Source organism: Sorangium sp. So ce448 (genome assembly GCF_051520915.1).
In the GTDB taxonomy this organism is placed as follows: Bacteria; Myxococcota_A; Polyangia; order Polyangiales; family Polyangiaceae; genus Sorangium; species Sorangium cellulosum_B.
On sequence record NZ_CP150343.1, the window covers coordinates 6,655,638 to 6,678,632 of the forward strand.

Genomic DNA, 22,995 nt, shown 5'->3' on the forward strand with positions numbered 1-22,995 from the left:
AGCGACGCGCCGCCCCGCCGCGCAGGCGCAACCCGGGGGACACACGCGCTTGACAGTCATTTGGGTCAGCGGCACGGTGCTTGCGTGGCTGGCTTGGGCTCCTGGGCATCGCTTCGCACCGCCTTCGTCGTGGCGGGCGCCACGTTCGTCATCGCGTCGCTCGCGACCGCGTGCCTCGACTACGCGGGCGAGGAGCTGTTCGATCAGTGCGACACGCCGGCGGCGCCGCTCCCCGGCTCGGGGTCCGGCTCGGGCGCCACCACGAGCGCCGGGGCGGCCAGCGTGGATCAGCCGGACTGCGGCGCGCCGACGCACGCGCCCGGCTCGGGGTCCGGCTCGGGCTCGTGAGGGAAGAGCGGCGCGATCTGCTCGCGCTCGCCGCGCTCGCCGCGCTCACCGCCGCCGCGCTCGCCTCGCGCCTGCTCTTCCGCATCGATCACGACGAGGACATCGACGCGCTCCGGTTCGCGCTGGGCGTGGAGCGGTTCGACGTGGTCGCGCTCCGCCCCCACGCGCCGTACTACCCCGTGTTCGTCGCGGCGGCGAAGGGGCTCGCGCTGCTCGGCGCGACGCCGCGCGCGGCGCTCGCCCTCGTCAGCGCCGCGTCGGGCGCGGCCGCCGTCGCCTTCACCGCCCTGCTCGCGCGCGACGTCGCCGGGCGGCGCGCCGCGGTGTTCGCCGGGGTCCTCGCGCTCGCCTCGCCGTTCCTGTGGCTGTCGTCCGAGAAGCTCCTCAGCGACATGGCCGGCACCGCGGCGGTGACCGCGGCGCTCTGGCTGTGCGCACGCGCGCGGCGCCCCCGCGGCGCGCAGGCGGCCGCTCCGGCCGCGCCGCTGGATACCGCCGCCGCGGCGGCGCGCACGCGCACCTGGGCGCTCGTGCTGCTCGGCGTCGGGCTCGGCGTGAGGCTCTCGTACTTCCCGTTCGCGCTCGCCTGCCTCGCCGTCATCGCCCGCGGCGAGGGCGGCCGCCTCGCGTGGCTCGCGCGCGGCCGCGACCTCGCGGCCGGCGCGCTCGCCTGGCTCGTGCCGCTCGTGCTGATCGCGACGCCGCGCGACCTCGTCGCGACGACGTGGGTCCAGGGGCTCGGGCACTTCACCCGCTGGGGAGGGACGGCGATCACCGTCTCGTCGCCGCTCGATCGCCTCCGCGGCGTGCTCTGGGGGATCTGGGCCAACGGGCTCGGCGGAGCGTGGCCCGACGCGCCGGCGGCGCGCTGGCTCGGCGCGCCGCTCCTGATCGCGCTCCTCGCCGCGGGCGCGCTCCGGGTCGCGTCGCGAGAGCGGGCCGCGCGCGCGCTGCGCGAGCAACCCGAGCTCTGGGTCTCCGCGTTCGCTTACTTCCTCTGGGCGCTCCTCGGGCAAAACATCGCCTTCAAGCCGCGGCACTGGCTCCCGCTCGTCCCGCTCCTCCTCGTCGCCATGGCCGCCGGCGCAGCGGCCCTCTCGGCGGCGCGCCCCGCGGCGGAGGGCGCTCCGCGCCACCGCGCGCTCCGCGCCGCCGCGCCCTTCGCCCTCGTCGCGGCCCTCGCGGCGCAATGGCTCGCCGACGCGATCTCGCTCGCTCGCCAGCACGAGGCGCCCTCGCCGGCGGCCGCGATCGTGCGCTTCCTCCGCGACGCCGGCGCGGAGCAGCGCCCGGTGCTCACGCGCGACCTCGACCGGATGATCCAGGAGGGCGCGCCCGGCCGGCTGCCCGTCCGCGTCCGCGACGACGCCGCGCTCGTCCGCTACGTCGAGCAGGCCGGGCCGGGCGGCGCGCTCATCACCAGCGAGGCGCTGTCGCCGGAGGCGCGCGACGCGCTCGCAGGCCGCGGCTACACGATCGCGATCCGCTTCGCGCGCCCGCGCTCGCGCTACGTCGACGCGCTCTGGAGCGATCTTGCGCTGCTCGAGGCGCTGCCCGCCGGACCTCCGGCAGGCGGCGCGCTCTCGCGCGCGCCGCGCGGCGCGCCCCCTCGCTGAAAACGAGGTTGACCTCCGTTTTCAAGGGCGCGAAGACTCCCGCTCCTCCGGGCTCCCGGTCCTCGTCATGAAAGCGATCACGTCCTTGTGGCCTCGCTCCGTGGGCGTCGTCCTCGGCGCGCTGCTGCCCTTCGCCGCCGCCGCGCAGCCGCCGCCTGCTACGCAGCCCGCGCTCGCCGCGCAACCCGCGCTTACCGCCCAGCCAGCGCCCGCCCCGCAGCCCGCCCCCGCCGCGCAGCCCGCGCCGGACGGCCCGGTCCTCGACCTGCCGCCCGAGGACGCCGCGCCGCCGCCGGAGCCCCGGAAGCCCGCCGTCGGTCTCGGCGCCGGAGAGGCGCCCGAGCACGAGCTCGTCCGCGGCCTGACCGAGCAGCGGTTCCGCAGCGCCGGGGCGAGCGCCAGCAGCACCTCCGTCGGCGGCTACGGCGAGGTGCATGTCCGCGGCACGACGACCGGCCGCGAGGGCGAGCGCGCGTGGGTCGCCGACATCCCCCGGCTCGTGCTCTTCGTGGCGCACGAGTTCACGGCCGACATCCGGTCCTACGTCGAGCTCGAGGTCGAACACTCGATCTCCTGCGCGAGCTGCCCGGGCGCCGCGGAGCTGGAGCAGGCCTACATCGAGTGGAACGCGGCAGGCCGCGCCCTCGGGCTGCGCGCTGGCCTCGTGCTCGTCCCGATGGGGATCATCAACCAGTGGCACGAGCCGCCTGTATTCCACGGCGTGGTCAGGCCCAAGGTCGACACCCTGGTCATCCCCTCGACGTGGCGCGAGATCGGGATCGGCGCGTTCGGGCAGCCGCTCGACTGGCTGCGCTTCGAGGCCTACGCCATGACCGGCCTCGATCCGCTCGGCTTCCGCGCGGGCGGCCTCGCCGGCGGGCGGCAGAGCGGCGGGCTCGCCCGCGCCAACGCATGGGCGGCCGTCGCGCGCGTCGAGGCCGAGCCGCTGCTCGGGGTCGTCGCGGGCGCGTCGGTGTACGCGAGCGACGCCGGGCCGAACGGCGAGGGCAAATTCTTCCTTCGCGACGGCACCCCGGTGGATCTGTCGGTCCCGGTCCTCGGCTGGTCGCTCGACGCGCGCTGGCGCAGGAGCGGCCTGGAGACGCGGGTCCTGTTCGCCGAGTGGCACCTCCCCGAGGCGCGCGCGCTGATGGTCTCGTTCAACGAGGGCGGCGCGCCGAACTTCATCGATCCCACGAGCCCCGTGGCCTCCCGGATCCGCGGCGGCTATGTCGAGGCCGCGTTCGACGTGCTCCGCCCGCTCGGCGTGGGCCACGAGCTCCTGCCGTTCGCGCGCGTCGAGGCGTACGACACGCAGTCCGCGGTGCCCGAGGGCTACAAGGCCAACGCCTCGTACGGCGTCCGCGAGCTCACGCTCGGCGCCTCGTACCGGCCGACCCAGGGGGTCGTCGTGAAGGCCGACTACCAGCTGCGCGACCGCACCCTCGGGTTCGACCAGACGCAGCTCAATTTCGGCCTCGGGTTCATGTACTGAGCGCGCCGGACGCGGGCACACCATGTCACTCCGCCCAGACGACGCCGGGCCCGAGCGCCTCGTGGTCGGCGCCGGCATCTCCGGCCTCTACGCCGCGCTGCTGCTCGCGCGGGCCGGCCGGCGCGTGCGCCTCGTGGAGCGCGCGGCGCGGGCCGGCGGGCTCGCGGGCGCCGAGACGTTCCGCGGCCTGCCGTGCGATCTCGGCTCGCACCGGCTCCACCCGGCCGCCCTCGATCAGCCGCTCTTCCGCGAGGTGCACGCGCGCTCCCCGTTCCTCTCGCGCCCGCGCCGCGGGGTGCTCGTGCTCGGCGAGCGCCACGTCCCCTACCCGCCGAGCGCGCCCTCGATGCTCCGCGCGCTCGGCCTGCGCGCCGGCGCCGCCATGGGCCTCGGGTTCGTGGCGCAGCGCGGCCGGCGCGCGGCCTTCGCCCGCTGGGAGCACGACCGCGCCCTCGCCGGCGAGGACGTCGGCTTCGAGCGGTTCGTGCGCGACCGCGTCGGCGCGGCGGCCTACGCGTCGTTCTACCGGCCCTACGCCGAGAAGGTCTGGGGCCTCCCGCCGTCCGAGCTCTCCCAGACCGTCGCGAAGAAGCGGATCAGCACGACGAGCCCGCTCGCGCTGTTCAAGGGGCTCGCCCGCGGCCGCGGCGGCGCCTCGGCGGATCTCGCGCGGTTCATCTACCCGCCGGCGGGCATCTCGTCGCTCGTCACGTACCTCGAGGCGCGCCTCGCGGAGGCCGGCGTCAAGGCCGAGTGCGGGACCGCCCTCGGCCTGGCCGGGGCGGGCGCGCGCGCCGGCGCGGCGCCGATCCTCTTCGCCGGCGATCTCGCGGATCTCGTGCCCGACGCGCCGCTCGAGCACCGCGGGCTCTACCTTGTCTACCTGGCGTACCCGCGCGCGCGGCTCGGCGCCCCGGAGACGTACTACTGCCCCGACCCGCGCTTCTGGTTCGGCCGCGTCTCCGAGCTGCAGAACTACGCGCCCGATCTCCGCCGCCCCGGCGAGACGGTGCTGTGCGTCGAGATCCCCGAGGGGGCCTGGGGGAGCGGGCGCGACTTCGCCTCGGGCCCGCCGCTCGAGGCGCTGCTCGACCAGCTCGTGCGCGCGGGCATCGCCCCGCGCGGGGTGGCGCCGCTCGAGGCCCGGCAGCGCTTCGTGCCCCGCGTGTACCCGCTCTACCGGCGCGGCTGGCTGCGGGACTGGCGGGCCGCGATGCGCCGCGCCGCCGCGCTCGGCGTGGTCCCCTTCGGGCGGCAGGCGCTCTTCCTGCACTGCAACCTCGATCACTGCGCCGCGATCGCGGCCGACGCGGTGGCGCACGTCGAGGCCGGCCGCAGCCCGGAAGCGTGGGCGCTGAACGCCGAGCGCTACCTGGACGTGCAGGTGCGCGACTGACGCCCACGCCACAAATCCGCGGCCCAAACGCCGTTGACTTTGACTTTCACGAATGACAGCTTCGTCGGAGCTTTGATGCGTCCTTCTCGTGACCTCCGCACCGCCCACTTCGCTGCAGCAGCGGCGCTCACGTTCATCCTGGCGGCGCTGCCCGCCCACGGCGCGACGTACTGGACGGTCCCTGCTGTCCTGAAGAGCTTCTTCGCGAGCTCGAAGAAGGTCGGTCATCGCAAGGTCGTCCTCGGCGACGCGGAGGCGCAGGAGCTCGGCAAGAAGCTGGGGGCGCCGGTCAAGCGCGAGTGGGTTGTGTACGTCGCGGAGTCCGACGGCAAGATCGACGGCTACGCGATCAAGGACGAAGAGAAGGGGATGCACGAGCTGATCGACTTCGCCGTGCAGTTCTCGACGGCCGGCGCGGTGGAGCGCATCGAGATCCTCGAGTACCGCGAGGCGTACGGCGACGAGGTCCGCGGCGATCGCTTCCGCGCCCAGTTCCGCGGCAAGACGGCGGGCGACCCGATCACCGCGGGCAAGGACATCGACATCGTGTCGGGCGCATCCATCTCGTCCCGCTCCGTGGCGCTCGGCGTCAAGCGCGACGCGCTCGTCCTCCAGCTCGCGCTGAAGCGCGGCGGTCTGTGAGGGATTTCACAGCTTCAGCCGGTCGGCTGAGGTCGCTCTCGCTCGGCGCGAAGCTCCTCTATTCGGCGTTCACGCTCGCGTCGGTCATCGGGCTGCTCGTGTCGTGGCGCCTCTACGGGGCGATGGTGCAGGACGCGGGGGCCGCCGCGTACTACGCGGGCGCGGCGGTCGCCGCGCCGCCGCCTGCCCCGACCCAGGCGCCCGCCGCGGCCGAGGGGCCCGCGCTCGATCTGGGCCCGGAGCTCGAGCTCCCCGGAACGCCGGAGGCGCCGCGCGTCCTTGTCGAGCAGATCTCCGAACGGAAGCTGCTCGAGGTGACGCATTTCCACCTCTTCTCGGTGCCGGTCTACGTGCTGATCCTCGCGCACCTGTGGCTGCTTGCGCGCCTGCCGTCGTGGCTCCACACCGCGGGCGTCGCGGCGGCCGTCGTCACGAGCGGGCTGCACATCGCGGCGCCATGGCTCCTCCGGAGCGCGCCCGGCGCCGCGGCGCTGATGCCCATCTCCGGCGTGGCGATGCTGCTGTCGCTCGGCGCCATGGCGGTCGTCTCGACCGTGGACATGTGGCTGCCGAGGCGCTCGCGGCGAGGCGAGGCAGCGCCGGCCGACGAGCCCCAGGCCCAGTAAACCCCCGCGCGCTCCCCACGCGGAGCGCGCTCGCCCCGACGGGCGAAGGCGCCCTGGGGACCTGGTCACCAGCGCGCCGGACGAGGCCTCAGCCCGGCGCGTCGTGCTCGGGGACGAGCCAGAGCACCCCGAGCGGCGGGAGCGAGAGCACGATGGATTGCGGGAACCCGTGGCTCGCGACGTCCTCGACCTCGACGCGACCCAGGTTGCCCACGCCGCTGCCGCCGTACTGGACCGCATCGGTGTTGAGCACCTCCAGGTAGGCGCCGCGCCGCGGGACGCCGATCCGGTAGTGATGGCGCGGGACCGGCGTGAAATTGCCGATGAACACGACGTGCGTGCCCGAGGGTGACATCTGATCTCCCGCGCCGTCGCCGTAGCGGATGAACGAGATCACGGTCTGCATGTGGTCAGTGCAGTCGATCCACCGGAAGCCGTGGTGCTCGTCGTCGAGCTCGTACATCGCGGGATACTTCTTGTAGAGCGCGTTGAGCTCCGTCACGAGCCGCTTGAGCCCCGCGTGCTCGGACACCGAGAGCAGGCCCCAGTCGAGCTCCGTCTTCTCGCTCCACTCGGCGAACTGGCCGATCTCACCGCCCATGAAGAGCAGCTTCTTGCCCGGGTGCGCCCACATGTAGCCGTAGAGCGCGCGCAGGTTCGCCAGCATCTGCCAGTAGTCGCCGGGCATCTTCGAGAGCAGCGCCCGCTTGAGGTGCACGACCTCGTCGTGGCTCAACGGCAGGAGGAACTTCTCGGAGAAGGCATAGATCAGCCCGAACGTGAGCTGGTGGTAGTGGAAGGCGCGGTGGATGGGCTCGTGCTTGAAGAAGTCGAGCGTGTCGTGCATCCACCCCATGTTCCACTTGAAGTCGAAGCCGAGCCCGCCGACGTACGTCGCGTGGGTGACCGACGGCCAGGCGGTGGACTCCTCCGCGCAGAGGATCGCGCCCGGACAGCGCTCGTGCACCCGGTTCGACAGCTCGCGGATGAAGTCGATGGCCTCGATGTTCTCGCGGCCGCCATACCGGTTCGGCACCCAGTCGCCGCCCTGCGCGGCGTAGTCGAGGTAGAGCATCGAGGCGACCGCGTCGACCCGCAGGCCGTCGATGTGGAACTCGTCGAGCCAGTAAAGCGCGTTGGCCACAAGGAAGTTCCGCACCTCGTGGCGGCCGTAGTTGAAGATGTACGTGTTCCACTCGCGGTGCTCGCCGAGGCGCGGGTCGAGGTGCTCGTAGAGCGCCGTGCCGTCGAACCGCCCGAGCGCCCACGCGTCCTTGGGGAAGTGCGCGGGGGTCCAGTCGAGGATCACGCCGATCCCCCGCTGGTGGCAGCGGTCGATGAAGTAGCGGAGGTCGTCGGGATCGCCGAAGCGGCTGGTCGGGGCGAAGTAGCCCGCCACCTGGTAACCCCATGACCCGTCGAAGGGGTGCTCCATGACCGGCATGAGCTCGATGTGCGTGAAGCCGAGCTCGGCCACGTAGTCGACGAGGTGGTCGGCGAGCTCGCGGTACGTCATCCAGCGCATCCCGCCCTCGTACGGCGGGCCCTCGCCCTGCACGCGCCGCCAGGAGCCGGCGTGGACCTCGTAGATCGTGAGCGGCTTCTTGCGGGAGTCGATCCTGCCGCGCTCCTGCATCCAGTCGCCGTCCTGGAACACGTAGCGGCTCGTGTAGACCCGCGAGGCGGTGGCCGGCCGGAGCTCCATCGCCTGGGCGACGGGATCGGTCTTCACCGTGAGGTGCCCCTCCGGCGTCTTGATCTCGTACTTGTAGAGCGCGCCCTCGCCGAGGCCCGGGATGAAGAGCTCCCAGAAGCCCTCGCCCATCCGGCGCATCGCGTGGCGGCGGCCGTCCCAGTGGTTGAAGTCGCCGAGGACGCTCACCCGCCGCGCGTTCGGGGCCCAGACCGCGAACGACGTCCCGGAGACCCCGTCCACCTCGCGCACGTGCGCGCCGAGGACGCGGTAGAGCTCCCAGTGCCGCCCCTCGGCCAGGAGGTGGCGATCGATGTCCCCGAGCGTCGGCGGCATCGCGTACGGGTCGAGCTCCACCGACGAGTTGCCGTCCGCGAAGCGCAGCTCGAGCTGGTACGGGAAGCGTCCGTCCGCGGGGTAGGACACGCCGGGGAAGCGCGCCTCGAAGAGGCCTGCGGGGTGGACGCGCTCCATCGGCTGCCTCCGGAGCCTGGGGTCGCCCGGGACCACCGAGATCTCGGTGGCGTCCGGCCGAAAGACGCGGACAACCAGGTCGTCCTCGTCTTCGTGCGCGCCGAGCACGTGGTGCGGATCCGGATGCTCGACTGCCGCGATGAGATCGAGTTCTCGTTGTTCCAACATGTCGGGGTCCGCCTATAGCGGCTCCACTCGCCGACGTCATGCCGAGAGTCCGCCCGAGACGCCGACCAGGCTCACCCGGGCACACCGGCGCGGCCTGCGGCGCCGGTCCCCCCTGGCGCAACCACGGTGTGCTCACCATTTGTCCGCAGCGCAACAGCGGATGTCGGGGGGGCCGGATCGACCGTGAGCACGCCGAGAATCGTCGGGATTCATCGGGAAACAGCGCAAATGCTCATTTGCTGTACCTTCTCGGGAAGGGTAGGGTCCCGGCGTCGAGCAGCGCGCCACGGAGGCCATCCGGCAAGCGACGCGGGCTCGACAGGCGGAGGGATCGAACATGGGTCAGGTGGTGAGCGAACGCCCGATCGGGGGCAACGGCAGCGGTCCTGGCATGAACGGGCACGGAGGCGCGGCGATCCGCAGCTACGCGCCCGCGACCGGGGAGCTCCTTGGAGAGGCCCCGAACACCAGCGCCGAGGAGGTGCGTGCCGCGGTCGCCCGGGCGCGGCGCGCGCAGGAGGCGTGGGGCGCGCTGCCCGTGGAGGAGCGCTGCCAGCGCGTCCTTCGCTTCCGCGACGCCATCGTCGATCGCACGGACGAGATCGTCGATCTGCTCTCGCGCGAGTGCGGCAAGCCGCGCCACGAGGCGCTGCTGCACGAGGTCCTGGTCGCTGCGGACATGGCGACGTACTTCGCGCAGATCGCCCCGAAGGCGCTCGAGCCGCACGAGATCAAGCTCCACCTCTTCAAGCACCGGCGCAGCTGGGTCCACTACGTCCCCCGCGGCGTGGTCGGCGTGATCTCGCCGTGGAACTTCCCGTTCCAGCTCGCGCTGCGCGACGTGCTCGCGGCGATCGTCGCCGGCAACGCCGCCGTGCTCAAGCCGAGCGAAGTGACGCCGCTCATCGCGCTCAAGCAGAAGGAGATCTGGGACGGCGCGGGCATGCCCGAGGATCTGTTCCAGGTCGTCACCGGCTACGGGCCGACCGGCGCGGCGCTCATCGACAGCGGCATCCAGATGCTCCTCTTCACCGGCAGCGTCGGCACCGGGAGGAAGGTCGCCGCCGCCTGCGGCGAGCGCCTCATCCCGTGCGTGATGGAGCTCGGCGGCAAGGCGCCGCTCATCGCCTGCGCGGACGCGGACATCGAGCGCACGGCGCAGGCGATCGTCTTCGGCGGCTTCGCGAACGCGGGGCAGGTGTGCGTCGCGGTGGAGCGGGTCTACGCGCACCGCGAGATCCACGATCGCCTGCTCGAGCGCACCGTCGAGATCACGAAGGGGCTGAACCAGGGTGATCCGGGCAAGGAGTTCGTCGACGTGGGGGCGATCATCTTCCCGCCGCAGATCGACGTCGCCGAGCGGCACATCAAGGACGCTGTCGACAAGGGGGCGACCGTGAAGGCCGGCGGCAAGCGCGCGCCGGGGCAGGGCCAGTTCTTCGAGCCGACGATCATCGCCGGCTGCGATCATGCGATGACGGTGATGACCGAGGAGATCTTCGGGCCGGTCGTGCCGTTCATGCAGGTCGCGACCGAGGAGGAGGCGATCCGCCTCTCGAACGAGTCGCACCTCGGCCTCAACGCCTATGTCTTCTCGGAGGACACCGATCACGCCCGCCGGCTCGCCGAGCGCCTGCAGGCCGGCAGCGTGCTGGTGAACGACGTGCTCATGAACGGCGCCCTCCCCGACGCGCCGTTCGGCGGCGTCAAGCAGAGCGGCTTCGGCCGGGTGATGGGCGAGGATGGGCTCCGGCAGATGTGCGACGTCAAGCACATCAACGCGGACCGCATCGCGCTGGGGTCGAAGGACCCGACCTGGTTCCCCTACACCGCGTCGTCGTACAGCTGGTTCAAGCGAGGCATGCGCGCGCTCTTCTCGAGCGGCGGCTTCCTGCGGCGCATCGGGGAGCTCTTTTAGGACGGCGCGCTGTCGACGGCGCGGCGGGAAGCCTCGAGAACGTCAGCTGGCCAGACGCCGGATGGACGGCCGCCGGGCGGGCACAGATCCTGCGCTTCGTGCCAGCGGCGCGCGCTCTTGCATCCCTGCCCCCTTCTGATCCACGCTGAACCCATGTCTACCCGGCCTGGGTCCTTGCCGAGCGACCCCATCCTCGCGGCCATCGATCGCGCGGCGCGTGTGCAGAGGCTCACGCCGGAGCAGCGCGCCGAGCTCGATCGGGACCTCGCTGACATCGCGGCGGGCCGTGCGCGCCTCGTCGCTCACGAGGATCTGCCGCGGGCCCTGGAGGAGCTGGCCCGCGAGCAAGGCGGATGAGCTTCCGCGTCGTCTGGAACTTCCCTGCTCTGGTCACGTTTTACAGGCTGCCGATGCACTCGGCCTTCATGATCGACCGGGCGGTCGTCCGCTTCGCGGAGACGGGCGAAGGCGAGCTCGCGTGGGAGGCGCCCTACTACCTCCTCAGCGCGGGCTTCCATGACGTGGTACTCACGATCGATCGCGAGGCGCGGACGATCACCGTGCTCCGCATCTACCGCGCTCGCTGAGCGCTACAGCCCCGAGCTGCGACATCACAGCAGGCTCCCCTGGAGGATGACCTGCGCGACGTTGAAGTAGATCACGAGCCCTGAGACGTCGACGAGGGTCGCGACGAACGGCGCGGAGGCGCTGGCCGGGTCGAATCCTAGCCGGCGGATCACGAAGGGCAGCATCGCGCCGGCGAGCGTCCCCCAGGCCACGATGCCGACCAGGCTCGTGGCGACGGTGGCGGCCACCTCGACATAGTGCTCCCCGTAGGTGTGGAAGATGGCCTGCCACACGAGGATGCGGACCATGCCGATCGTGGCGAGGATGAGGCCGAGCGAGAGGCCGGCGACGACCTCGCGACGGACGATGCGCCACCAGTCCTTGATCGTGACCTCGCCGAGCGCCATCGCGCGGATGATCAATGTCGTCGCCTGCGACCCGGAGTTGCCGCCGCTCGAGATGATGAGCGGCACGAAGAGCGCGAGCACCACGGCTCTCGCGATCTCCTCCTCGTAGTGCCCCATCGCGCTCGCCGTGAGCATCTCGCCGAGGAAGAGCGCCGAGAGCCAGCCGGCGCGCTTCTTCACCAGGGCGAGCATGCCGGTCTGCATGTAGGGCGTGTCGAGCGCCTCCATGCCGCCGAGCTTCTGGATGTCCTCGGTCGCCTCCCTCTGGACGACGTCGACGATGTCGTCGACGGTCACGATGCCCTTCATGCGGCCCTCGACGTCGACGACCGGCAGCGCGTTGAGGTCGTGGCGCGCGATGACCCGCGCGACCGCCTCCTGGTCCAGCGTCTCGGGCACGGAGATGACGTCCCGCCGCATGACCTCGGACAGGGCCTTGTCACCGCGCGCGGTGAAGAGATCCCGGAAGGACACAACGCCCTGCAGCCGCTGCTCCTGGTCGAGCACGTACGCGTAGTAGATGGTCTCGATCTTCTCCTGGGCCTGCCGCTGGAGGTACCGGATGGCCTCGCCGACCGTCATGTCGGGCCGCAGTCGGGCGAATCGTGGGCTCATGAGCCCACCTGCTGCGTCCTCGGCGTACGCCATGAGCGCCGCAACCTCGCGCCGGGTCGGCTCGTCCAGCGTCTCCAGGAGCGAGGCGCGGATTTCCTGGGGAACGAGCTGGATCACGTCCGCGGCGTCGTCGGGCGCGAGGAGCCGCATCCAGAGCTTTCGCTCGCCGGCCTTCATCGCGAGGAGGACGGCGGCCTGCTCCTGCTCGGCGAGGCCGAGGAAGAAGCTGTGCGCCTCGCCCCGCTCGAGGTGCTCGACGCCGTCGGCGCGCTCTTCGGGGGACAGCACCGCCCAGATCTCGCCGAGCTCTGCGGCGGTAAGACGGTCGTCGGACATGGGTCACCTCCACGACGAGGTTGCGGGCGAGGAATGCTGGATCGAGGATGTCGAGGCGCGCGACCTGAGGTCCCGCGGCAACGAAAGGTCCCGGCGCGCCGAGCATCTATCGCCGAGCCCGGCACGTGCAACGGGGATTTTTCGGCTCAGATCAAACCGACGCGGGCTCGGTGGGCTTGATCTGGACGGGCGCGGGCGCAGGCGGCCCCGGCTCGCCCGGTGTGGCGGCGCTCCCCACAACCTCTCAACATGCTCACCGTCCTAGCGACCGGATCCCCGGCGCGCGCTGTCGCGCGGGGCCGCGGCCGGCTCCACCATGCGCCGCCCTTCCATCGTCATCTTCCAGCCGATCCCTCGCTGCCGGAGCTCCGCAGTGTAGATGGAATCGCGGCGGAGCCGCCGGGACACGAGCGTCGCGATCGCGGTGGCGAGCACGAGCGGCAGGACGATGGCGTAGTCGCCGGACAGCTCGAAGACCATCACCGCGGCCATGAGCGGGGCGTGCGTTGTCGCGGCCGTCGCGGCCGCCATCCCGACCAGCGCGTAGCCCCCGGCCTCGCCGAGGGGCACGCCGGCGTGGGAGAGCGCCCAGGCGTAGAGGACGCCGGCTCCTCCGCCGAGCAGGAGGGTCGGCGTGAAGACGCCGCCCGGGCTCCCGGACGACACAGACGCTGTCGTGGCGAAGCACTTGCCGAGCAGCAGCAGCGCCAGGAAGCCGACCGGGAACCTCCCGTCGAGCACCGCGTTGAGCGGCTCGTAGCCGTTGCCGGCGACCTCCGGGAGGAACGCGACGACCGCGCCTGCCAGCGCGCCCCCGGCGGCCGGGCGCCAGGGCAGCCCGAGCCAGGGCCGCCGGAACTGGCGCTCGCCGAACGACAGCAGCCGCATGAACCCCTGGGCGCCCAGCGCCGCGGAGATCCCGAGCCCGGCGAAGGCGAGTAGCTCGGCCGGCGACCGGAGGTGGAACGTGCGCTGGCCATAGATGGGGGCCTCGCCGAGGACCGCGCGCGTGATCGCTGCAGCAATCACCGTCGAGATGAGCGCGGGCACGATCGCGTCGAGCACGACGATGCCCGTGACGACCTCCAGCACGAACAGCACCGCGGCGAACGGGGTGTTGTAGGCCGCCGCGAACCCTGCGGCGGTCCCGGCGGCAATGAGCAGCCGCGCCCGGTCGATCGGCAGGCCCAGGCGGTCGCTGACGAGCTTGCCGGCCGCTCCTCCGAACTGGATGAGCGGTCCCTCGCGGCCGATGGATCCGCCGGTCGCGATCGCCAGCCACGATGCGGCGGACTTGAGCAGGGTGACGCGCATGGACAGGCGGACGCGCCCGAGGACCACGGCCTCCATGACGTCGCCGACGCCGTGCCCCGCGGGCGCCCGCGCCACGAGCATCCCCAGGAGGCCGGCGAGGAGGCCGCCCGTGGCCGGCAAGGCGAGCCGCGCCCAGCGCGGCGCCGCGAGCATCGCCGCCACGACGTCAGACGTGCCCGCGGCGCGGTGGAGCGCAAGCGCCAGCGCCGAGCGGAACGCGATCGCGAAGGCCGCCGCGGCCATGGCGACGAGCAGGACGCCGAGCCCGAAGCGAACGCTCGCCGCCCACGGCGCGGGCGCTGCAGGCGGGGCGGCGGCCTCGCCGTGGCCCGCGGACTCCGGGGCGTCGCGCGATGCTGGAGGTACCACGCGGGGACTCTATCACCCGGCGCGTCTGCCCTCCTTGCCGCGCGGGCGGCGTCCCGCAGGCGGCCCGCGGAATGCATCCGGGGTTGGTCCGGTTCTTGAAAAGAAACTTGAAAAGAAAAGCGATTCCAGCCGTGAAATCGAAGCGGAGCGCCTGGCTGACGGCCACTCGGCGGGGGCGGGCCCGTCGTCCGGACATCCTGCTCGCAACAGCGACAAAGGAGGGTGAGCAATGGTCACGAACGACAGATTGATCAATCCGACGCGAGTCGTCAGGGACTACCTTAACAGCTCCCTTGTCTGGAACGACTTCCTGGCGCAGGGCGGCTTCATCTCAGGCGACATCGTCGTGGCGGACCCGTTCAAGGCGGGGACCACGTGGACCCAGCGCATTATCCAGCAGATCCTCGACAACGGAGAGGAGCGGAAAGACGCTCTCTCGGACACGTCCCCCTGGCTGGACTCCAGCTTCGGCGACCACGCCGCGATGCTGGCGATGCTGAAGGCGCAGCGTGAGGCCGGCGAGCGTCGTGTGCTGAAGTCGCATCTGCCTGCGGACGCCGTGCCCATCGCCGCGCAGGCCCGCTACATCTTCGTCGGCCGGAACGGCAAGGATCTCGGGATCAGCTTCCACAACTACTTGAGTCAGTTCTCCGCCAAGACCATGGACGAGATCAACCGCATCCACGCGGAGTGGTCGAGCGATCCAACGCGGCTCGTTATTCCGGAGAGCGCGCAGGAGTTCTTCGACAAGTGGTTGGACACCGACGGGTACGGCTGCTGTGACCTGTTCGACGTCGTGCGATCGTGGTGGAAGCTCCGGGACGAGCCGAACGTGCTCCTCGTGCATTACCGGCGGCTCAAGGAGGACCTGCGCGGTCAGATCGTGCGCATCGCCGAGTTCATCGACGTCGATCCGACCAGGCTGCGGCTGGACGTGATCCTGGAGCACTGCTCCTTCGGCTACATGCGCGAGCGGGCCGAGCAGATGGCCCCGTTCGCCGGTACACACATGCGGGACCCCAAGGCGTTCTTCCACAAGGGGCCGGCCCGCGACTACCGCGCCGAGATCACCCCCGAGCAGGGCGCGCGCTTCGATCGGCTGGCGCTCGAGAAGCTGGGAACCGACTGCGCCCACTGGCTGGAGACCGGCGAGGAGCGCCCCGGAGCGTCGGCCGGCGGGCGCCGTCAGGCGGCCTGATCGTGCCCTCGCCCCTGCATCGCTGAAAGAAGGATCTGCGCGACCTCCGGGCGGCTGAACTCGGGAGGAGGCAGCTTCCCGGCGCGCAGGAGCTCGCGCACCTGGGTCCCCGAGAGCGTGATGCGCGTCTCCGGCCCTCCAGGCGCGGTCTTGTCGGTCGCCATCCCGCCGACGACGGTGGACCAGAAGGCCTCCTCGAATTTGAGCGGCTCGATGCCGATCTCGCTCGGGAGGAAGTCGTCGAACGCACGCTGCGCGTCGTACGTTCCATAGAAGCGCCCGACGCCAGCGTGGTCGCGCCCGACGATGAAGTGCGAGCAGCCGTAGTTCTTGCGCACGAGCGCGTGGAAGATGGCCTCGCGCGGCCCGGCGTAGCGCATGGCGGCCGGATACAGCCCGAGGACGACCCGGTCTGCAGGGTAATACTTCTCCAGCAAGAGCTCGTAGCAACGCATCCGCACGTCCGCCGGGATGTCGCCGGCCTTGGTCGCGCCCACGAGCGGGTGGAGCAGGAGCCCGTCCGTGATCTCGAGCGCACACTTGGTGATGTGCTCGTGCGCGCGATGGATCGGATTGCGCGTCTGGAACCCCACGACGCGCCGCCAGCCGCGCGCCTCGAAGGCCGCCCGCGTCGCCGCCGGATCCCGGGGATACTCCGGGAACTGCGGTGAGAGCGGCCGCTCGATCAACCAGACCTCGCCGCCGAGGTACAGGTCGCCCGACGACCGCAGGTAGGCGACGCCCGGGTGGCTTCCGTCCGTTGCGCCATACACGCTGCGCGCCTCGACCTCCTTGTCCGGTGTCCAGTGGTCGACGAGCTCGAGCACGCCGACGACGCGCCCGTCCGGCGACTCCAGCGCCACCTCGCTGCCGAGGGAGAGACGACCGGCGTCCTCGTCGGGGACAGCGAGCGTGATCGGGATCGACCAGACGAGGCCGCTCTCCAGGCGCCGCTCGCGGACCACGCGGAGGTAATCCCGCGACGTCATGAACCCCTTGAGCGGGGAATAGGCGCCATTGCCGATGAGCTCCAGATCGCTCGCCCCGCGCTCATCGAGCCTCACCCTGGGTAAGCGAGCCGCGCGCTCGAGCAGCCGCTGTGCGGCGTCGCCGCGAACGAACCTATCGACGAGCTCCCCGCCGTGCGGGGGCACGAGGCCCGCCCTCGCCGGCTCGGCCGGCTGCGCCATGGGACGGATATACCCGAGCTCCTCGAGCTTGGCGATGATCCTGGCGAGGCCCTCGTGGGGCGACTCGCGATCGGTGTGAACGACCACCTCGGGCGAGCGCGGCGGCTCATACGGATCATCGACGCCGGTGAAGCCCTTGATTTCGCCCGCGCGGGCGCGCGCGTAGAGCCCCTTGATATCCCGGCGTTCGAGCACCTCGATCGGGCACTCGCAATAGACCTCGCAGAAACGCCCGATCGCGCGCCGCTGCTCGTCGCGGATCTCCCGGTAGGGGCTGATCGCCGCGGTGATCGCGCATGCGCCGGAGCGCGCCACGAGCCTGGCGACGAAGCCGATCCGGCGGATGTTGGTGTCGCGATCCTCTCGCGAGAACCCGAGCCCCTTCGAGAGGTGCGTGCGGACGACGTCTCCATCGAGCGACTCGACGTGCACGCCCCGCCTCGGCAGCTCGGCGGCCAGCATGGCGGCCAGGGTTGATTTGCCGGACCCCGACAGCCCGGTGAACCACACGACGAAGCCCTCGATCGAAGCCATTGTGCGCCTCCTTTCGACGTATCCGTACGCCACCGCTTTGGGCACGCAGTATGCCACTCCGCATGGGCGCGCTGGCGCACCCGCACACGACCGTCGTCTGCGGTACGCGGGTGCGGGCGACCTCCGCGGCGATACGGCGCGACGCAGCGGCATGACGATGTACCTGATAGCCGCGCTCGGTCTGGTCATCGGGATCGTATCGGCCATCCTCGGGGCTGGCCCGTCGATCCTCACCGTCCTGCTCTTGACCACCGTCGCCGGGCTCGAGCTCCACCACGCGGTCGCCACCTCGCTCGTGGCCGTCATGCTGATGAGCCTCGTCGCCGTCGTCCCGTATGCCATGGAGAACGCCGTCGTCTGGCGCTACGCCTTCGCCTTCGGCCTCGCCTCGATGACTGGAGCGTACCTCTCAGGACACATCGCGGGTGTGATCCCGGACCACGTCCTCCGGGTGATCTTCTTCATGGCCACCGTGGTCGCGTCCGGCGCGATGTTCTGGGATCGCCGCCAGCTTCCGCAGGACCAAGGCAGAACACGATCGAGCTGGCGGCCTATAGCCGTGCTCGCGGTAGGGGGGATCCTGGTCGGTTGCTTGACCGGCCTGGTCGGTCTCGGCGGCGGGTTTGCCATCGTCCCCCTGCTCGTCGTGTTCACGGGGACCCCGGTGCACTCCGCGATCGGCACCTCCATCCTCGTCATCGCGATGAACACGATGGCTGGTCTCGCCGGCCATCTCCCCCACCCTCCGATCGATTGGCAGCTCGCCGTCTGCCTGAGCGTCGCCGAGTGCGCAGGCAGCCTGGCCGGCGCCAGGCTCTCCAGGCACATCAGCGTGACCGTGCGGCGTCGGGCGTTCGCCGGCCTCATGCTCGCGGCGTCGGTCTTGACGCTCGGGCAAGCCATGCATGGATATCATCCCTCGCACGTGATGAACGGGCGAGGCCGCGGCTGCGCAAATCCCTACCATGATACCAATCCCACGGCGGCCGACTGTGCGCCATTGTGACACGCGGGTGCCCCCCCTAGCGGTGGGCCGCGCCCGGTATTAATCGTCGGCACGATGAATACTGATCCAGAGATCGAGGAGGTGATCCGCATCGCGCGCGCGGCCGAGCGTCGCGTGCGCGCCATTTACGCCACGGCCTTCACGGTCGAGCTCAAGGGACCGGGTGATCCAGTGACGCGCGCCGACCGAGAGGCGAGCGACATCATCTGCGAATCCCTGGCCGCATCCTTCCCAGGCGACGCCATCCTCTCCGAGGAAGGTGTGCCCGAGGATCCCGCGGAGGTGGCCCGCCTCGTCGGCTCGCGCCGGGTGTGGTTCGTCGATCCTCTCGACGGCACGCGCGAGTTCACCGAGCACATCGGCGAGTTCGCGGTGATGATCGGCCTCGCCGTCGCCGGCCGCGCCGTGCTCGGCGTGGTGGTGATGCCGGCCGACGGCGAGGGTATCGCCGGCCGAGTCGGCGGCGCAGCGTTTGCCGAGGACGCGCAGGGCGCGCGGCGCCCTCTCTCGGTGAGCGCGGTGAGCGATCCGCGCGAGGCCACGATCGTGATCTCCCGCTCCCACCGCCCTCCGCGGCTCGACCCGTTGCTCGATCGCCTCGGCACCGGACGCATCGTCCCCTGCGGCTCCGTCGGCGTGAAGGTGGCGCGCATCGTGCTGGGGCAGGCCGATCTCTACGTGCACGACGGCGGAGGCGCCAAGCGCTGGGATACCTGCGCCCCCGAGGCTGTGCTGACCGCCGCAGGCGGGCGCATGTCTGATCTCGACGGCGCGCCCATCGACTATCGAAGTGACGACCTCGTCCTCCGGCGCGGCATCGTGGCTACCAACGGCGCGCTGCACGAGGCGGTGCTCTCCGCGGTGGTGGCGAGCAAGGTGCGCCCGGCCGCGGGTCGAAGCGACGACAGGGACGTGACCAAGGGTCCCTGAGGCACAGGGGTTGGCGGGAGCCGACGAGAGGCGCACATTGAGGGGGGATATGGCGCGTGACATCCTGATCGCCGTCGTGATCACCGCAGCCATCCAGTCCGTCTTCGGGGTCGGGGTGCTGCTGTTCGGCACGCCCATCCTCCTCCTGCTGGGGTATTCCTTCACCACGACGCTGACGGTGCTCTTGCCGATATCCATCTCCATCAACCTGCTTCAGATCGTCCAGCACTGGCCCCAGATCGACTGGCCCCTCTTCCGAAGGATTCTTTTGTACACGATCCCCTTCATCGTGGCTTGCCTGGCGCTCGTCACCCGCGTCGAGATCAACGTCGGCTTCATCATCGGTCCGTTCCTCGTGCTCGTCGCCCTCAAGGACTTCTCCCGGCGGGTCGGCGCGGCGATCGAGTCCCTGATACGCTACGAGCGCACCTACCTCGTCACGATGGGAGTCGTGCACGGCCTTACGAACCTGGGCGGCTCGCTCCTCACCGCCCTGGTGCACGCCAAGAAGTACGACAAGGACGCGACTCGAGTCACGACCGCCATCGGCTATTGTGCGTTCGCGGTATTCCAGATTGCCACGCTGGTGGCCACCGCGACCCACGCCCGCATCGATTACGGCGCGCACGCCATCTACGTGGCGACGGGCATCGCCGTCTTCTTGCTGGTCGATCGGCTCGTCTACGTCAGGATCGACAACGCCAGGTACAGGCGCCTCTTCGCGGCGTTCCTCTTCGCCTCGGGGGTGCTGCTGACCTACAGGGCATTCGCCCGCTCGTCTCCACCTGGGCACAGCGGCCTGACATCGGGCAGCCGTGCCCAGGTCGAGACGAGAGCCCCCGCAAGCGCGTTGGACGCGGCCGCAAGCCAGTAGGCATCACGCAGCGGGCGAGCGCCGGCGTCCGCCCCCGCGCTGGCGTCCGCCGGAGCCACGGCTCCGGACGGCCGAGCGACCGGCCCCGACGTCCTCGTCAGCGGCGCGGCCGCGTCTCGGCGCCGTACCGGCCGCCGAGCCCGTCAATCTCTCGGATGTACTGGACGCCGGCGGGGACGCGCGCCTTCTGGGCGCGGACAGGAGGATGTGACGCGTCCGTCAGGGCGGTGTGCTCGGCGTGCACCGGACTGTCTCAGCCTCGTTGCGCCCGCGCCCGGGCGCGACCATGACCATCGCCATGCCGGAACCAGTCCCAGCAAATCGCACCGGCGTGAGGCAACGGTTGCGCCCGTTCTCCGCGCTCATCTCAGAAATCGCGCCGCTCGATCTCCGGCTCGTCGGGCGCACGATCCTGCATGCCGTGCTCGTCGGGGCCATCGCGGGCCTGGTCGCGGTGCTCTTCTTCGGCGCCCTCGAGCTCGTCGAGGAGCTGCTCCTCGGCCATCTCGCCGGCTACGCGCGGCTTCGAGCCCACGGCGAGGCGATCTTCAGCGGCGGCGGCTCCGAGCACCGGAACGTCCGGCTCTGGTTGCTGCTGGTGATCCCGGCGCTCGGAGCGTTGGCCGGGGGCATCCTCACCTGGCGCCTCGCCCCCGAGGCCGCGGGCGGCGGCGGAGACGCGATGATCCAGGCCTTCCACCACCACGGCGGCCGGATGCGCAAGCGGGTCGCGTGGGTCAAGGCGCTCGCGTCGATCCTCACCCTCGGCGCCGGCGGCTCCGGCGGTCGCGAGGGGCCGACGATGCAGATCGGAGGAGCGCTCGGCTCGCTCGTGGGGCGTGGGCTCGCGGTCGGCCGGCGCGAGCATCGCATCCTGATGCTCACAGGGGTCGCGGCCGGGATGTCCGCCATATTCCGCACGCCGCTCGGCGCCGCCCTGCTCGCCGTCGAGGTGCTCTACCGCGACGATTTCGAGGCGGAGGCGCTGATCCCGGCGCTGCTGGCCAGCGTCGTCTCCTACTCGGTCTTCATCTCGTTCTTCGGCGAATCGACGCTCTTCGCGCACGCGCCCAAGTATGCGTTCATCCCGTCGCACCTCCCTCTCTATGCGCTGCTCGCGCTGGTCTTGGCCTTCGTCGCGATCGGCTTCTTGAAGTGCCTCGGCGGCGTGAAGGCGCTCGCGGCGCGCTTGCCGATCCCGCCCTGGGCACGTCCAGGGCTCGGCGGGCTCGCGCTGGGCCTCTTCTGCGTGCCCGTCCTCTGGTTCGTCGGCCGCAGGATCGACAGCCCCGGGCAAGGGCTCGGGCTGCTCGGCGGCGGCTACGGCGCCGTCCAGGTCGCGATCACCGGCGCGCCGTGGCTCCACCCGGGCTGGCGCGGCGTGGAGCTCCTGCTCCTGCTCTGCGCCGCCAAGATCGTCGCCTCGTCGCTCACGCTCGGCAGCGGCGGGTGCGCCGGCGACTTCGCGCCGTCGCTCGTCATCGGCGGCCTCTTCGGCGGCGCGTTCGGGCGCGCGGCGGCGCTCCTTCTCAACGACCCGCGCATCGATCCGGGCGCCTTCGCGCTCGTGGGGATGGGCACCTTCTACGGCGGCGTCGCGCACGTGCCGGTGAGCTCCCTCGTGATGGTGTGCGAGCTCGCCGGCAGCTACGACCTCCTGGTCCCGCTGATGCTCGCCGAGGGTGTCGCCTTCGTCGCGCTGCGGAAGCACTCGCTCTACCACGCGCAGCTCCCGACCCAGCGCGAGTCTCCCGCGCACCCGGTGCCGACGCTCGACGTGCTCAAGACCATCCGGGTGCGGCAGATCATGATCGAGGAGCGCACGCTGGTGACGTTCGCGCCGGGGACGCCTGCCCGCGAGATGCTCCTGCGAGCCGCGGACGCGAGCTGGCAGGAGGTCTTCCCGGTGCTCGATACGTCGCGCCAGATGGTCGGCATCATCACCGGCGAATCGCTCCGGATCGTCGCGGTGGAGCACGACCTCGAGCGGATGACCGTGGCCGCCGACGCCATGCAACCGCCGGTGGCCGTGTCGGTCGCCGACGATCTGCGGACGGCGACCGAGGCGATGGTGGCGCACGGCGTCCGCGAGCTCCCGGTCGTCGACGGCGAGGGCGCGATCGTCGGGTTCGTGGACGAGGCCGACATCGGAAAGGCCTATCTGGAGGCGACAACGAGGCCCGCGCGCGCAGACGAGACACCGATCCTGCTCGGCTGAGCTTCCGTGCCGTGGGACTTCGGATCACACGGCCCGTTCGACCCGCGCGCCAAGGCCTCGAGCCTGCCCCCTCTGCGCCGCCCCGTGAGCGACTCCGTCATGGCGATGCCTCCTGACGATTCACGCTCTTGAAGAGCCGCTCCGCATCGTCTCGGCGGCAAAGCTCCGTTCCGTCGTTCATGACCGCGGCCGCCCCGGCGGCCACGCCGAACCTGACGGCCTCGTCGAGCGGGCGCCGCTCGACGAGGGCCGCGGACAGCCCTCCCACCATGCTGTCGCCGGCGCCCACCTTGCTGCGAACGGGCACCGAGGGAGACGAGAAACGGTCGACGCCACCGGCGGTGATCAGGATGGCGCCACCGCGGCCGAGCGACACGACCACCACCTCGGCGCCGCCGCGTTCAACCATCTCGCGCGCGGCCCGCTCGATCTCCTGATCGTGCGACATCTCCCGGCCAGCGATCTCCTCGAGCTCGCGCACGTTGGGCTTCACGAGATAGACGCCGCGCTCCAGCGCTCGCCGCAGCGCGGCCCCCTTCGTGTCGACGATGAGCTTGCACCCGCCGGGCGCGGCGCGGAGGAGGTCGCCGTACCACGCCGCAGGCGCGGCGTCCGGCAGGCTGCCGCTGAAGACCACGTACTCCACAGACGGCGGGATCTGCCGCAGGTGCTCCATCCAGCGGCGCCGATCCGCGTCCGAGAGCGGAGGACCCGGCATGCCGAATCGATACTGCTCGCCGGTGGAGCGGTCCGTCACGATCAGGTTCTCGCGCGTCTCCCCCTCGATGGGAACCGGCGCGTGCGGCACGAGCTCGGCGTCGAGCAGCCGCGCGAGCCGGCTGCCCATGTGGCCCCCGCGGCTCCAGAGCGCGTGGGCCTCGCCGCCGAGACGTGTGATCACCCGAGCGACGTTGATGCCTCCCCCGCCCGGATATTCGTGCACGTCCTGCCCGGCGAGCTTGCGGTCGGCGACGACGCGATCCACCGAGAACGTCTTGTCGATGCACGGGTTCAGGGTGACCGTCACGATCTTCATGGCGCGCCCGCCTTCAGCCAGTCTC

Annotated in this window: 20 protein-coding genes; 14 read left to right on the forward strand and 6 right to left on the reverse strand. The window is 71.4% G+C overall.

Going from position 1 to position 22,995, the window contains the following annotated elements:
• Positions 1 to 93 precede the first annotated feature (93 nt).
• From WMF45_RS25045 to WMF45_RS25070, 6 genes are all read left to right on the forward strand, one after another.
• Complete coding sequence (locus tag WMF45_RS25045) at positions 94 to 348, forward strand: hypothetical protein (protein WP_437719337.1); 255 nt, start codon at positions 94 to 96, stop codon at positions 346 to 348.
• On the forward strand, positions 345 to 1,964 hold the full coding sequence (locus tag WMF45_RS25050; protein WP_437719338.1) for a hypothetical protein: 1,620 nt from the start codon (positions 345 to 347) through the stop codon (positions 1,962 to 1,964). The genes WMF45_RS25045 and WMF45_RS25050 overlap by 4 nt, the downstream gene beginning before the upstream one ends.
• Before the next feature lie 67 nt (positions 1,965 to 2,031).
• A complete protein-coding gene (locus WMF45_RS25055) occupies positions 2,032 to 3,459 on the forward strand; it encodes a hypothetical protein (RefSeq protein ID WP_437719339.1) in 1,428 nt (475 codons plus the stop codon).
• A gap of 22 nt (positions 3,460 to 3,481) precedes the next feature.
• Positions 3,482 to 4,855 (forward strand): FAD-dependent oxidoreductase, encoded by a 1,374-nt coding sequence (locus WMF45_RS25060; protein ID WP_437719340.1) that lies wholly within the window; start codon positions 3,482 to 3,484, stop codon positions 4,853 to 4,855.
• A 75-nt stretch (positions 4,856 to 4,930) separates the two neighbouring features.
• Positions 4,931 to 5,497, forward strand: coding sequence for an FMN-binding protein (locus WMF45_RS25065; RefSeq protein ID WP_437719341.1), 567 nt, complete (start codon positions 4,931 to 4,933; stop codon positions 5,495 to 5,497).
• Positions 5,494 to 6,123 carry a hypothetical protein gene (locus tag WMF45_RS25070; RefSeq protein ID WP_437719342.1) on the forward strand — a complete coding sequence of 210 codons (630 nt, stop codon included), beginning with the start codon at positions 5,494 to 5,496 and terminating at the stop codon, positions 6,121 to 6,123. The genes WMF45_RS25065 and WMF45_RS25070 overlap by 4 nt, the downstream gene beginning before the upstream one ends.
• Before the next feature lie 88 nt (positions 6,124 to 6,211).
• Here WMF45_RS25070 and glgB read toward each other — a convergent pair whose 3' ends face one another.
• Positions 6,212 to 8,458: a 1,4-alpha-glucan branching protein GlgB gene (gene glgB, locus WMF45_RS25075; protein ID WP_437719343.1), complete on the reverse strand. Its 2,247-nt coding sequence runs from the start codon at positions 8,456 to 8,458 to the stop codon at positions 6,212 to 6,214.
• A gap of 349 nt (positions 8,459 to 8,807) precedes the next feature.
• Between glgB and WMF45_RS25080 the strand changes: the two genes are divergently transcribed.
• The 3 genes from WMF45_RS25080 to WMF45_RS25090 all read left to right on the forward strand — a co-directional run bounded on the left by WMF45_RS25080 (position 8,808) and on the right by WMF45_RS25090 (position 10,963).
• Entirely contained in the window at positions 8,808 to 10,376 is a 1,569-nt protein-coding gene (locus WMF45_RS25080; RefSeq protein WP_437719344.1) for an aldehyde dehydrogenase family protein, read from the forward strand.
• A gap of 153 nt (positions 10,377 to 10,529) precedes the next feature.
• Entirely contained in the window at positions 10,530 to 10,733 is a 204-nt protein-coding gene (locus tag WMF45_RS25085; RefSeq protein WP_437719345.1) for a hypothetical protein, read from the forward strand.
• Positions 10,730 to 10,963 carry a hypothetical protein gene (locus WMF45_RS25090; RefSeq protein ID WP_437719346.1) on the forward strand — a complete coding sequence of 78 codons (234 nt, stop codon included), beginning with the start codon at positions 10,730 to 10,732 and terminating at the stop codon, positions 10,961 to 10,963. Before WMF45_RS25085 ends, WMF45_RS25090 begins: the two co-directional genes overlap by 4 nt.
• Positions 10,964 to 10,987: 24 nt before the next feature.
• Here the strand turns inward: WMF45_RS25090 and mgtE are convergent, their stop codons facing one another.
• On the reverse strand, positions 10,988 to 12,301 hold the full coding sequence (mgtE, locus tag WMF45_RS25095; RefSeq protein ID WP_437719347.1) for a magnesium transporter: 1,314 nt from the start codon (positions 12,299 to 12,301) through the stop codon (positions 10,988 to 10,990).
• 261 nt (positions 12,302 to 12,562) lie between these two features.
• On the reverse strand, positions 12,563 to 13,984 hold the full coding sequence (locus WMF45_RS25100; protein ID WP_437719348.1) for a chloride channel protein: 1,422 nt from the start codon (positions 13,982 to 13,984) through the stop codon (positions 12,563 to 12,565).
• 229 nt (positions 13,985 to 14,213) lie between these two features.
• Between WMF45_RS25100 and WMF45_RS25105 the strand changes: the two genes are divergently transcribed.
• On the forward strand, positions 14,214 to 15,182 hold the full coding sequence (locus WMF45_RS25105; RefSeq protein ID WP_437322548.1) for a sulfotransferase domain-containing protein: 969 nt from the start codon (positions 14,214 to 14,216) through the stop codon (positions 15,180 to 15,182).
• On the opposite strand, the gene sat is transcribed toward WMF45_RS25105, so the two are convergent.
• Positions 15,170 to 17,113 (reverse strand): sulfate adenylyltransferase, encoded by a 1,944-nt coding sequence (sat, locus tag WMF45_RS25110; RefSeq protein WP_437719349.1) that lies wholly within the window; start codon positions 17,111 to 17,113, stop codon positions 15,170 to 15,172. The genes WMF45_RS25105 and sat overlap by 13 nt on opposite strands.
• On the opposite strand from sat, the gene WMF45_RS25115 reads away from it, so the two are divergent.
• Genes WMF45_RS25115 through WMF45_RS25125 form a run of 3 tightly spaced genes read left to right on the forward strand, consistent with a single transcriptional unit; the run spans position 17,064 to position 19,716 of the window.
• Positions 17,064 to 17,912 (forward strand): sulfite exporter TauE/SafE family protein, encoded by an 849-nt coding sequence (locus WMF45_RS25115; protein WP_437719350.1) that lies wholly within the window; start codon positions 17,064 to 17,066, stop codon positions 17,910 to 17,912. The genes sat and WMF45_RS25115 overlap by 50 nt on opposite strands.
• A gap of 54 nt (positions 17,913 to 17,966) precedes the next feature.
• Positions 17,967 to 18,842 (forward strand): 3'(2'),5'-bisphosphate nucleotidase CysQ family protein, encoded by an 876-nt coding sequence (locus WMF45_RS25120; RefSeq protein WP_437719351.1) that lies wholly within the window; start codon positions 17,967 to 17,969, stop codon positions 18,840 to 18,842.
• 49 nt (positions 18,843 to 18,891) lie between these two features.
• On the forward strand, positions 18,892 to 19,716 hold the full coding sequence (locus tag WMF45_RS25125; protein WP_437719352.1) for a TSUP family transporter: 825 nt from the start codon (positions 18,892 to 18,894) through the stop codon (positions 19,714 to 19,716).
• 97 nt (positions 19,717 to 19,813) lie between these two features.
• Here the strand turns inward: WMF45_RS25125 and WMF45_RS25130 are convergent, their stop codons facing one another.
• Positions 19,814 to 19,960 (reverse strand): hypothetical protein, encoded by a 147-nt coding sequence (locus WMF45_RS25130; protein ID WP_437719353.1) that lies wholly within the window; start codon positions 19,958 to 19,960, stop codon positions 19,814 to 19,816.
• An 87-nt stretch (positions 19,961 to 20,047) separates the two neighbouring features.
• On the opposite strand from WMF45_RS25130, the gene WMF45_RS25135 reads away from it, so the two are divergent.
• Entirely contained in the window at positions 20,048 to 21,934 is a 1,887-nt protein-coding gene (locus WMF45_RS25135) for a chloride channel protein (protein ID WP_437719354.1), read from the forward strand.
• Positions 21,935 to 22,031: 97 nt separating this feature from the next.
• Here WMF45_RS25135 and WMF45_RS25140 read toward each other — a convergent pair whose 3' ends face one another.
• The gene (locus tag WMF45_RS25140) at positions 22,032 to 22,970 is read right to left on the reverse strand and encodes a 1-phosphofructokinase family hexose kinase (RefSeq protein ID WP_437719355.1); all 939 of its coding nucleotides are present in this window, start codon (positions 22,968 to 22,970) and stop codon (positions 22,032 to 22,034) included.
• Positions 22,971 to 22,995: the final 25 nt, after the last annotated feature.